This is a genomic window from Aquibacillus rhizosphaerae (assembly GCF_030282825.1).
Taxonomy (GTDB): domain Bacteria; phylum Bacillota; class Bacilli; order Bacillales; family Amphibacillaceae; genus Aquibacillus_C; species Aquibacillus_C rhizosphaerae.
Genome location: NZ_JASTZU010000063.1, coordinates 426,980 through 440,249, shown reverse-complemented (window position 1 = coordinate 440,249; position 13,270 = coordinate 426,980). Strand labels below are relative to the sequence as shown.

Annotated in this window: 6 protein-coding genes; all 6 read right to left on the bottom strand. The window is 36.6% G+C overall.

All coding sequences use genetic code 11. The annotated features are described in order from the left end of the window. Nucleotides 1-261 precede the first annotated feature (261 nt). Nucleotides 262-4,251, bottom strand: coding sequence for a glycoside hydrolase (locus QQS35_RS22235; protein WP_285934458.1), 3,990 nt, complete (start codon nucleotides 4,249-4,251; stop codon nucleotides 262-264). 265 nt (nucleotides 4,252-4,516) lie between these two features. After that, nucleotides 4,517-8,005 (bottom strand): Ig-like domain-containing protein, encoded by a 3,489-nt coding sequence (locus tag QQS35_RS22230; protein WP_285934457.1) that lies wholly within the window; start codon nucleotides 8,003-8,005, stop codon nucleotides 4,517-4,519. Between the two features lie 947 nt (nucleotides 8,006-8,952). After that, nucleotides 8,953-10,146: a class I SAM-dependent rRNA methyltransferase gene (locus tag QQS35_RS22225; RefSeq protein WP_285934456.1), complete on the bottom strand. Its 1,194-nt coding sequence runs from the start codon at nucleotides 10,144-10,146 to the stop codon at nucleotides 8,953-8,955. Nucleotides 10,147-10,273: 127 nt separating this feature from the next. Then, nucleotides 10,274-10,942, bottom strand: a complete 669-nt coding sequence (locus QQS35_RS22220) for a M50 family metallopeptidase (protein WP_285934455.1) — start codon at nucleotides 10,940-10,942, stop codon at nucleotides 10,274-10,276. A gap of 170 nt (nucleotides 10,943-11,112) precedes the next feature. After that, the gene (locus tag QQS35_RS22215) at nucleotides 11,113-12,594 is read right to left on the bottom strand and encodes a Stk1 family PASTA domain-containing Ser/Thr kinase (protein WP_285934453.1); all 1,482 of its coding nucleotides are present in this window, start codon (nucleotides 12,592-12,594) and stop codon (nucleotides 11,113-11,115) included. Beyond that, nucleotides 12,587-13,258 (bottom strand): ABC transporter ATP-binding protein, encoded by a 672-nt coding sequence (locus QQS35_RS22210; RefSeq protein ID WP_285934452.1) that lies wholly within the window; start codon nucleotides 13,256-13,258, stop codon nucleotides 12,587-12,589. Before QQS35_RS22210 ends, QQS35_RS22215 begins: the two co-directional genes overlap by 8 nt. Between the last annotated feature and the right edge of the window lie 12 nt (nucleotides 13,259-13,270).

Here is a 13,270-nt window from a genome sequence, read left to right as displayed (position 1 = left end):
ACTTTTATAAAAGCCAGAAAGTATGAAAAATAGTAACCATTCAATGAATGATTACTATTTTTTCATTTAACCTTTTGTTCATTTCAAATTTGTTCTAGTAACATTTCCCCCAGTGCTTTGACAATTTGCATTGCCTTTAATCCTAAGCTCTTCTACAAATATTTGAACTTGACATCTCTAATTAATCTTCGCTTAGTAATACTTCTGTGCCATCATTAGTTTCGGTAACTTCGTAAGAAGAAAGGTTCATTTTAGCACTTCTTATACTTTTTTTCGTCTTTGAATAAAGATAAATGTTGCTCCTGAAGTTAGAAGTAACAAACCAACTACCAAAAAATTATAGGTTGATGTAGCAGTTTCTGGCAATTCATCACCAGATCCTTTTTCCACATTCTTTTCATATTGGTCAGTTATTTCTTCTTTTTCCTCTCCACTATTTACACCGTCTTGGCCGTCTGAGACATCTGTATCCACTTCTGCAAACACACCGTAAGTGGAGAAGTGGTTAACGGTTAATTTGATTATACCATCTTCAACTTTTCCGCCTTTGTTTTCCCAATTTTCATTTGATTCGTTGAAGTAATATATTGCTACCTCATCTGATTCAACGTCATTTTCATCATATCCCATAGTTAGAAGATAATCTCCTGTGTAAGATTCTGAACCTGTTGGGAAGCTAAAAGTAAATGTAAAAACATCGCCTGCGATTTCAATTCCTTGTTCACTTGTATTACCTAATTCTTCTTTTTCAACCATAAGTGTCGTTCCTTCTGGTAAGTCTGCTGGCAATTTAATTTTAGTATCCGTATTTTCTATAGATACCGTTGTACCAGCGAATACTTGATTTGTCTCACCAACGGAAATTTCTTTGTCTTCTATCACTACCAAACTGTCCATTGCCGTTTGCAATGAATCTATCGCTTGATCTACTTCGGATTGTGTAGCACTCGCATCATCGAGTACTTGTTGCGCATTATCCAAATCAGTAAGAAGGTTTGACCAACTAGCTTCTGTATAGCTTCCTTCATCTAATTCTTCTGCCAGCTTTGTTTTATCGGACAACGCCGCCTTGTCTACTATTTCATCATTATTTTCCAGTGTGAAATGAATAGTATACGTCTCTGTAGTAGATTCATCATCAGAAGTTACTGTAACCAAAGCATCTCCTGGTAGATCATTCGGTAAAGCAACTTCATATGTCGCAAATAGATCTGTTGGTACTACTTCTACTGTTGGTACTTCTGTAGTACCTGTAGCTAACTCTACGTCATAAGTTAGTTTACCAGAGTCAAAGTCTGCTAACGCCTCACCAGTTACAAGGATGTTTGAAAGGGAAGCATCACTACTTGAAACCGGAACATCGCCTATGCCTATTACTTCCATTTCTACAATTGCAATACATGTATCTGGCATAGCATCCATTTGAACTCTAACTTGAGAAGTCGTTACTCTATCAAAAGTTAATGTTGCCTCATCTTCAGCTTCTACATCTAGTTGTGTACCTGGAATCTCCACCCATTCAGATTCATCCCAATACTCTAAATAGAGAGATTCAGGCGGTCTTGTTCCACCTTCATCATCATAGAAAGTGAACTTAACTTCTGAGATGGATTTTTCTTCACCAAAGTCAAGCGCTACCCAATCACTTGCTCTCCATTCGCCAGAAATCCAGTTTGTCCAGCGATTACTTGAGTAATCACCATCGTTAATGCGATCCACACTATCCCATTCCCCTGTAAAAGAAGCACTTGGATTCGCATCTAATGCCAGGTTTGTATTTGCACGTTCAGCTACCTTTACATAAGTGATAGCCTCGACATCTGTTCCTTCAACACTACCTGTCACAGTAAACTGACCTAAGTCAGCATATTCGCTCTCATCCATTTCATCCCAGCTAACTGGTACGGTCACTTGTGATCCAGTACCTAGATTTGCTGTTACTTCAGTAGGTAGTGTTGGAGCAATACCAGGGACAGTTTTGACTTTTTCGTCTACAATACTTACAATCTCACTAACTGAAACAATTGCTTCTGCTTTTACAGATGAATCTGTAATAGTTCCTTCCACAACAAATTCACCAGCTTCAGCATATTGTCCAGCATCCATTTCGTCCCATTCTACTTCTATTTCAACTGTTTCCCCGTCACTATAGCTAGCATTTACTTTTGTTGGCAGTACTGGTGCTTGTCCAGGCGTTGTCCAGACATGAACCGACTCAACACTTGTTACTCCAGCTTCTACCACATACCAAGCCTGGTTGTTACCAGAGTTAGCTGTCCATAATCCAATAGAAGCGCCATCGTCAGTTGATTGACCACCAACCTCTAGTAGTCTTCCACTGTCTTCATTTATAAACGTGTATTCTGTGCTAGTGGTAGACAATGTCCAAAGTTGTGTATCTAGATTTTCATCAATGGCTAATACAGCAGAGCCATTATCATTTGTTAGTACATCTCCAGAAGCACTAATGATCTTATATGTTTCTTTATTTGTATATCCATCTGATACTTTTCTAAATGACCACTCCTGGTTGTCTGCATTGCGATTGTTTGCATTTTGCACGACGGAAGTTCCATCTTCATCTAAATCCATTGCTTTGTTACTATGCTTGTTAATAATTTTAAATTCCTTATCTTCTTGTAGATAACTAGCATCATTTTCAACACCAGATACATCGGAGATAACAAATGTCGTAATTGATTTTGCACCCACTGTCGCTGATAAGCGGTCATCTGTGACGGCAATTGCTTCTTTTTGTGCAATATTGTCTTGCCCTGAAGTTACATAAGGTGTTGCTGAAGCAGATTCACCAATTGTTTCAAAACCAGACAAATCAAAATCAACAACTTCTGATTCATTCGATTGATTTGTATACACTACAACTACTTTATCGCCTTCTTTATCCATTGCAGCAAGTGTATCCGAACTGTCAGAGTTAATAATATGATGTCCTGGGCGGATAAACTTCGTATAGTTCCCCATTGCATAATACTTTTTATTCTTGTGCCACTCTAATCCTTCAAAATTTTCTGGTTGAAAATCAACATGGATTAGACCCCAATTCATATTTTCATTTTCTGCATTCATGTTTACTTGGTCTTCAATCGCTTGCCATAGCACCCATGCGGAAGGCTCTAAGTTAGTAATGTCTGAGGTAATACGTTCAGATAAAGCAAGACCTGGTTCGATATTGTCAAAATCCTGCGGAATGCCACTTGGTCCTAAATCAACCTCAGACATCCAAAGACGCTTATCTTCAATTTTTGCAAGATCACGTACCGCTGTACGCCCTCCAGTCCCATACGTATGCACATTCATTTGCCCAACATTTTCTTTTGTTGCTGTATCATAATTGGACCAGTTTCCCCTGAATGTTGATGGATTAGTTTCATCCATCGCAGAAATCACCGTATCCAGATTTAATTCTTCTATTCTCTTAGCAACTTCATTAATGATTTTTGCTTGAGAAGACGGATCCCAATGAGCACCTTCTTGTCTCCCTTGTGCTCCCCAATAATTTGTATTCGGTTCATTTACTGGAGATAACGTTTGAATTTCAATATCCAAATCATCTTGTAAGTGATTAACTACGCGTGTTAAATATGTTGAAAATTCTACATATTTATCGGCTTGTATATTATCTTGGGTTGAATCCCAGTTCCCAGATGTATAACCACTTTGCGTCATGAAATATGGCGGTGAGTTTGCAAATGCTTCAAACTTGTCTGCTCCATGTGCCTTAGCAGCTTCTAACCACCATTGTTGATTGGCATCTGCATCCCAATTCCAGTGATCTGGATCATCTGGGTTCCACCAGTCTTCTTGTTCTTCCCAATCTTCGTCAGCATCCTCGGGTGGATCAAACTCAACTGGTCTATTCCAGTAGCCAGGTACAGCTCCACCTGGGCGCATATACGGCTCTGTTTCCGGTGCATCTCCACCACCAATATTATAGCGTGCTATATTTAAGTTTAAGCCGTCTTCCCCAAATAAGGCATCAGCTAATTCTGTACGAATCTCATCAGGCCAACCTCCTGTAACATTTGCAAACCATACTAAAGCTGTTCCCCATCCATCAAATGATTCCTGTTGATAACTAGGATCCAACTTTACTGTTTTATCGGCAGTACTTAATACAGCTTCCTTTGCTTGAACTGTTGTTGTTGCGGGAGTAACGAGTCCTAATGAAAGAACAACGATTGATCCTAGTGCAATAGCCTTTTTAGAAAACTTACTAATAAATCGCTTCACTTAAAGCACCCTTTCTATATTATATTTAATGAACACTATCAAAAAATTTATCATCCTTTATCAACAGCAATCTAAACTCATTTTTATCTAAACAAATGATGTAATAAAACTGAATTAATAGCATAGACGGAATAGTATTAGGTTGACGGGTGACTCAAATGTGAGAAGCTTAACTACTCTTTAACCACTAACTATTAAGAACAAACTGAGATTAATAGTTTTAAGCTTATGAGTCACCCTAATCATCAGAAAAGTATTGTATATTCTACTGCTTATTAATTTCTGTCTTTTTACGTCTAATGATGAAGATAAATGCCCCTGCTAGTAACAATATTGATCCAAAAACAAGTAAGTTGAACATATTTGTTGCAGTTTCAGGAAGTTCATTATCGCTTTTGTTTTTATCATCATTACCAACTTCTCCGTCTTGACCATCTGCGCCGTCTTGGCCATCTTCACCATCTGTGCCGTCTTGGCCATCTTCTCCATCTGTGCCGTCTTGGCCATCTTCTCCGTCTGTGCCGCCTTGGCCATCTTCACCATCTGCGCCGTCTTGGCCATCTTCACCATCTGTGCCGTCTTGGCCATCTTCTCCGTCTGTGCCGTCTTGGCCATCTTCACCATCATTATCCAACTCGGCAAACACTCCGTAAGTTGAGAAACTATTAACAGCTAATATGACCGTATCATCTACAACATTTCCACCACGACGCTCCCATTTTTCAGTAGAGCCATTGTAATAATATATCGCTACCTCATCTGCATTGAATTCAGTAGCATCATATCCCATAGTTAAAAAATAATCTCCATTGTAAGATTCTGAACCTGTAGGGAAGCTAAAATCAAAAGTATAAACATCTCCAGCTAATTCAATTCCCTGATCACTTGTATTACCTGGTTCGGCTTTTTCAACGGTTAATGTTGTACCTTCAGGTAAGTCAATTGGTAGTTTGATTTTGGTATCTGTATTTTCTATTGATATCGTCGAATTAGCGCTTACCTGAACTGTCTCGCCTTCAGTTAATTTCTTATCTTCTGGAACTGAAGTTTCATCATCTATATTCTCCGCAACCATAATCCAGCTAACCTGAGGATCTTGGTTCGAATCTCTTGCAACTGTCACATCAAGTAATCCATCCGTGATTTCTAGATTTCCATAGCCAAGGACATCATAATTATTTGTGAAGGTATAACCTTCTGTTTTTAATTCATCATTAAGGAGAACATTCGCTCTTCTAGTCCCACCAGAACTGAACCATGGGTCATAAAACCCAACGTAAACCGAATAATCTCCATTATCTAATTCAAAGTTATACGTAATATCATCACCATCAGTCAGATATCTAAGAGTAGAGAAGATATCTTCAGATCCGTGTACAGATACGCTTGTATTACTTCCAACATACCCCCATGTTTGTCCGTTTTCAGGGTCATACTGTTGATCCATAACATCTTTGTTAATACGTGTATCTTCCATATATGAAGACCATTTCATGTAATTGCTTGATTCCGTACCACCTGCATTTGCAAAATACTTAACATTATCAGGAACAACCATAATATCTGTTCTAATTTCTTTATTGGATAGATCAGATAATGTCCCAGTAACCTCCACAGTTCCCGGCAAGTTAAAATCACCAGAATTAATTGACCAAGTTACTTCTGAATCTATTTGCTCACCGTTTGCGGTTACATTAACGACACTTGGTAAATCTGGGCGTTCACCTATTGAAACTTTTTCAGGTAGTTCCGTATTAACCTCTACTTTAAACATGCTATCTAGTAATTCTAGATTCCACTCGTCATACCATTTCAATGAAATTTGATCATTTTGACCAAATTCAATTGGCAACCAAACATACCTAGAATCACTTAAATTACCCTCATTCCACCTGTCACCCATATAAATATATTTTCCATTTTCAGGGTCAACTGGAATTACATAAGTGCTCTGTGTATCAAACGTTGTTGATGCACCTTCACCAACAGAAGGATCACGCATTTCCTGCCATTCACCAAAAATATCGTCAGCAACGCTATATTGCGCTCGATTTGGAGCCCAACCTGTAGAACCGGAAGTTATTAAATAATACTTCCCATCATAACTAAACATTGCCGGAGCTTCTCGATGCCCACCTGGAAATAGTCTTATATAATCTTCACCATATTCAGCCTTGTAAGTAGCATCACGCTCACCATCTCCATCCTTATCCCAGCCAACGACGTCTGTATAAGAATCGTTGAGTTTAGAAATATATAATGTATAGTTTTCTTCACTTGAATAAATGATGTAAGCGGTTCCATCTTTTTCTTTAAATAAGTTCATATCACGGGCCATACCTGGTTGATCCGGTTGACCATTAAATTCTGCATCCTCAGGAGCTCTGTCCATTCTGTTACTTTCTTGATAAACAAAGGGACCTGTTGGGAAGTCACTTACTGCATAACCAGCTTCAGCTTTAGCATAGTTTGCAGTGCTCGTTTCAGTAGGTCCATCAGCATGAAACCACATGACATAATTATCATTTTTCTCATTATAAATAACTTTTGGTCTCTCAATTATTCGATTTGTACCAATGTCATTCATAATTTCCTCACGATCATTTCTATCTTTATAAAGTTCTGAAATAAGTGGATCGTTGTCGAAATCATCCATAGATTCAATAGCAGTTAAAGCCAGTCCATGATCTTCCCAATTATAAAGATCCTTAGACGAATACACTCTTACGCCTCTTGCAGGAAGGTAATCGTTGGTTTTATCTTCTCCATACCAATAGTAAGTTTCAGTTTCTTCGTCATACATAATTCCTGCACCATGAGCCTGGATTATTTTTCCTTCTGTATCTCGCCATGGTTCTCCTGGTCTAAAAGAATCATAGGTGACATATTCTACTAGCTCAGCTATAGCTGCATCTAAGTTTGTCATTGCAGTACGAATTTCCGCTTGGATTGTCGTTACATCGACTCCATCTTCATTCACACTAGCAACCAGTGCTCTCGCCTGTTCAATTATAGTATTAAGATTTTCTAGGCTCGAAGCCGTATAAGTTTCTGTTTTGCTGGCCTCAGCTTCTGCTGTCGCTACCTTATCCTCTAAGTCAGTAATCGAAAGCATTACACTTTTTTTAATAATGATGTAATTAACTAATGGGTCGTTGTAATTTGTTAAATTAGCTGAGCTAGGACCTTGGATACGAAGATCAAGCTCACCATCAGTAACGGCAATCTGATTATACGTAATTTCTTGTTCAGTGTCATAATCCCCTATACTATAATCACCATCAGAAATATTCTCATCCTCACTGATAATATTTACACTTCTCCCACTCCAGGGGTTTTTAAACCCTAAAGTGATATCATAATCACCTTCTGGCAATTCAAACTTGTATTCAATTGCCTTATCACGCGTTTGTTCACCATTATAATACCTGAAAGTACCATATTTATTAGAATCATCATTTACAGAAGCAACAGTCGTTTCTGTAACTAGTCCCCATGTATTACCTGTTTCTGCATCCTCCCCATACATTTGTTCGGTCGCACTTGAGTAAATGCCTAGTTTATCAGTTCCTTCAACAGTACTAGGTGTCGGATCACCTACATTTACAAAGTAAAGAATATAATCATTTTCTACCAACTGTTCCTCAGTAACATTCTCACCAACACTTGCTGCAAAGGCTAAATTTGGCTTAATAAATGAAGATGTTGTTAATAAGATTGCTAATAGTAACAATGAAAGTCTTTTTGAAACCAATAGAATACCTCCTTTATTCAATTACCTTATTAAAATAAGGGATTAAGTCCTTCATGGTGTGATTTTATAAATCTCTCCACATCCAGCAATTACCACCCCCCTTAACTATTCCGAACAACTTTCATAAAAATTAAACGCTTACATAATTTCGTACTTACAAAGCGTAATTAGCAAACTAGGACTTGGCTACAGTTGCTGTAATTCATTTTATTGATGAATTAATCTTAAATCATTAGAAACCCTCGGCAGTTATTAAATTGAACCACTTCTGCCGAGGGTGTTTTAACTCCTTTATCTATAAACATACTTTTTTCTTCCACCTCATAAGATTTCATTTGTTAACTCAATTTAGAGCCAAGGATTTATCCCTGTCAAAAAAATGAATTTCACCTCTTTTAATCCATCTTCGTACGCACTATCTAACGCCCTAAATAAATAATAACATTCAAAAAAAAAAGACCGTTAGAACAATCTTTAGAAAATAGCTTGTATTATTTTTAGAATTTTCTAAAAATAATAGTGATTTTTGTGTTTTTTTTGGAAAATTGTATTATTTTTATATTTTTGTGTTTTTATATGGACATTAATCAATTTCATAATACCAATTTCTTTGTTACCTACAACAATATATAGTTTGGATAAAACCATTTCCAAACTATATATTGTCAGAGATGACTGAATAAAGTAATTATGAAATTGACTCACATCTAAATAGAATATTTCTTTTAACCATATTAGCTAGCTATTGTTCTCAGTTATCGTTTCTTTAATATTACTAACAGAACGCTGCACTAACGTATTAATTATTTTCAAGTTAAAAGTGAACCTTTACATAATGGTCAACAAATAAACCAACAGGGTTAACGTTAGTACACTAACTACACGATAACCTAACTTCATGATTATATTTTAGAGAGGTTTTCTTCCATGCTCTGTTCAGTAAATAATTATAGTTTTTTGATAAAGACTACTTTGAGGTAGTCTCCTTCTTTGTACTGTTTAATGGTTTTGAAATCGCTAGGAAGACTAAACATTTCGATAATCTTGTACTTGCCATTTGTTTCTTTAAATGCTTGATCAATAAACCCTTTAAACTTGTCCATTCCGAACGCAGCTGAATTTGTGGAAGCGACAATGATACCTTGACTGGCTGTAATTGCAATTGTTTCTTTAAGTAATTTCACATAATCTTTGGAAGCGCTAAACGTATGTTTCTTTGATCTGGCGAAACTTGGTGGATCTAAGATAACCATATCAAAACTTAACTTATTCTTGATTGCATAGTTGAAATAATTAAACACATCCATGACTCTAATTTCCTGTTCATTTTCATTTATACCATTGACATTGAATTGTTCTATCGTTTTCGGTAAGCTTCGATTTGCAAGGTCTACACTCGTTGTATGTTTTGCACCACCGATTGCAGCGAAAACCGAAAAGGCTCCTGTGTAGGAAAATGTGTTTAATACTGTTTTTCCTTGTGCGTATTTATCTCTAATCGTTTTTCTAACTTGTCTCTGATCAAGAAATATTCCTGTCATTGGCCCCTCGTTTAAATAAACAGCAAAATTCACACCACTTTCTTTAACAATAACCGGAAAATCCCCACGTTCTCCCGCAACAAAATCATCATCTTCCATATATTTACCACCGGTATTGAATCGCTTCTTCTGGTAAATTCCTTTAAATTCAACCAGACTTTGTAACGCTTTGAGAATTAGTTCTCTGAATTGATAAATCCCCTCACTATACCAATTTAACACAAAATAGCCATCATAATAATCGATTATTAACCCACCGATGCCATCGCCTTCTCCATTGAACACACGAAAAGCATTCGTATCATTATCCTGAAAAAAAGAGCTTCGTTGATCTAATGCGGTACTTATTTTATTATCAAAAAACTGTTGATCAATTGCTTGGTTTTCTTTTTGGGTAAGCACCCACCCTAAGCCTTTATTTTGTCTGCCGTAATAGCCTTTACCAAGAAAATTGTTCTTTTCATCCATTAATCGAACAATTACTCCTTCTTTTGTTAAAGAATCAATGTTTGATATTGCTTCCTTAACTATATGAGGGAATCCTGATTTATACTTATTTGTAAACTTATCTTTAATTTTTAATTGAACCTCTTTGTTCATTCGTGTCATCCTTACTTCTTATAAAATAGGAACTATTGAATTCATATAGCTCTCACTCTAACACCAGTCTTTCCAATTTTCCAGTGTCTATAATAGCACCTAACCTAACTGCTATGATGATTTTGGGTTACGAAGACGGCTTTTTCCTAAAAAATTTATTTAATCCCAACTTACCAAAATATAAAGATTGTATAAAGAACAAAACCCCCCATATTGGAGCAGGAATCAAACGAGTCATCCTAGATAAGTTAGTTGCATCTCCTGCACTTTGTGGGGATATAAAACTAAGGTACATAACTTGAAAGGAGGAAGTAATAGACTCTACTAACAACAGTGTAGTGAGGAATAGCGCTACATACTCTAAAAAAACTTTTGATCCTTTAACCAGCGTCCAGGAGAAACCTGCTATAAAAGTAACAATCCAGAACAGTCCAAATGGGTTTCGAATCCAAAATAGTAAGCTAACAACTAAAACACCTAATAATACCGTTAAAACATATTTACTTTTCCCTTTATAAATAAGTATCATAAATAAAAAGGCAATGAAAGAGGAAAAGACATAACCCGAGGCACTTGTTAGGAAACCACCAATCCAAAACTGATAACTCGTAAGTGTCGCTCCTTCGGTATTCGAAAATAAGGATATAGATTGTACTTTTCCACCAGTAATAATAGCCATCAATGAATGACCCATTTCATGTATTAACGTATTCACAATCGAAAAATATTTTCCGATTATAGGCATTTGTGTTAAAAGTAGTGCTAAAACAATAAATAAAACAATTTTTTTCTTCATCGACTCTAAACTCCCCTTTGTTACAAGTATAGCAAGAGACATTTCTATTTGCTATTTGTTAAGACTTTATAGCAACTATTAAACTCATAAAAAAAACGCATTGGCTTAAGTAAACACAATGCGTTTATATTTATTAAATCTTTATAGTTTGAAAATGCTTATCCAATATTTTATTTTGTAATTTCTTCAGGGATTTCCACTGGTTCTTCAGGTTCTTCAGGTTCTTCAATTGGTTCAATAACTTCTTCTTCAGGTTCAGGTTCTGCCTGTGGACTTGATGCTGCGGAGGCATTTTTACTAACTTTTATCTCGACTGTATATGTCATCGGAACAAATTCATTGAATTTACTCATACCCACAACTGTTCCTTTTACTTCCGGTGCATCAACATACTTTACGATATAACTAATATCTGCACCTTTTGATTTATATGTTTCATAAAATGTTTTAGCTAACTCTCCTTCTAACATACCACGATAATCACCCAGATAAGGTCTTCCTTCAGAATAAACGACCGTAACATTTGTATCATCACTTTCAGTTAGCTTAGTTCCCGCATCAACAGATTGGGAGATAAGACCGCCATAAGACACGTTTGCGTGATATTTCTGTTTTACAGTTACTGTCAGCCCAGGATAACTTGAAGCTTCCTCCACCGTCAGTTGTGCAAAGTTAGGTACAACACTCGCTTTTCCAATTGATACGACGACCTTCATTTCATCTCTTTTTGCAACTTTTTCTTCAGCTGCAACACTTTGACTTATGACTTGATCAACTTCAACGCTATTGGAATCTTTATTTTCATATTTCATATCAATCTCATTCGTTTTTGCCCACTGTTCCACTTCAGCTTTTGTAACACCAGTGAAATCAGGTACAACTATATTCTTTTCGAATACTTCTTTTCCTTTTGAAAAATAGACAGCTGCACTGTCTTTCCGGCGATATTCTGCTTCATCAATGCTAGTGTCTCTTATTACTAGTTTAATAAAGTTATCTTCCTCTACTTCATCACTAAACTCAGTCACAAGTTGAAGATTCTCTGCTTTATTTTCTTCTATCCAGCTCTCAACCTCCGATTGGTTCATGGCTGTAAAGTCTGGCAGTGGAATTACTGCTTCAGGATCTGGCCCTAAGCTACTTATTAAACTAATCGTCTTGCCTTTACGAATGCTTTCACCAGCAAGTACACTTTGTGAAATTATCCGATTTGAATCATGCTCCATACTATATTCTTCCGTTAATTCCATTTCTATATCATTCGTAGTTGCCCATGCGCGTGCATCTGAGACAGGTTTATCTACAAATTCTTCCGCTTCCACATGAACAGCATTATAGTAAATGGAAAAAACCAAAACTAGTGCCAAAACCGATCCAACAATCAACAGTAGCATCTTACGTCTCTTTTTCTTTTGATATGTTGGATCAATTTCCACTTCCTCTACTGAGTCATTACGACGACTCATCTTTGTTACAGGGTTAGTTTCAGAATTTGTTCTACTTTCAGGCGTATTATTTTCATTGGAATTCTCTTCTACTGTTATTTCATTCTGGTCATTGGATTCTTTGGGTTTTTTAGGTTCTTTTTCCTCTTGCTCATCTAGCAATTCATTGTACTTATCTTCGTTAAATTTTGATAGAAAATCACTCATGAGAAGATAATACACCTTTCTTAAGATGGAAAGTTTGGTCAGACTGCTGGGCAATTTCATTCGAGTGTGTAACTACAATCACACACTTTTGGTGCTCATGTGCCAGTTTTTTAAAGATGTCAATGATTTCTTGTTCCATTTCTTCATCAAGATTTCCTGTTGGTTCATCAGCAAGAATCAGCTCTACATTTGTTGCTAGGGCTCTAGCTATAGCGACACGTTGTTGCTCTCCACCCGAGAGTTTATTAACAAGACGATCTGCTTTACTTTTCACAATACCAATGTAATCTAACAAGTTATATGCCACTGTTTTTTTGTCTTCAGGAATTTCGTTTTCTGTAATAGACATAGGAACCAAGACATTTTCTACTGCAGTTAAAGCCGGTATTAAATTATAGCTTTGGAAAATAATTCCCACGTTATTGCGGCGGTACTTGTCATAGCCTATTTGTTTAATATCTTTTCCACTAAACATAATAGCTCCGCTTTGCGGGGAATCCAGTGCACTAAGTAACGCCAGAAAAGAAGTTTTCCCAGATCCAGACTGACCCAAAATTGTATAAAATTTTCCCTTTTCAAACGTAGCATTCGTATCTTTTAAAATATAACGACGACTCTCGCCATCTTGATAATAATAATTTAAGTCTTTTGCTTCTAATATCATCTTCTTCACCTC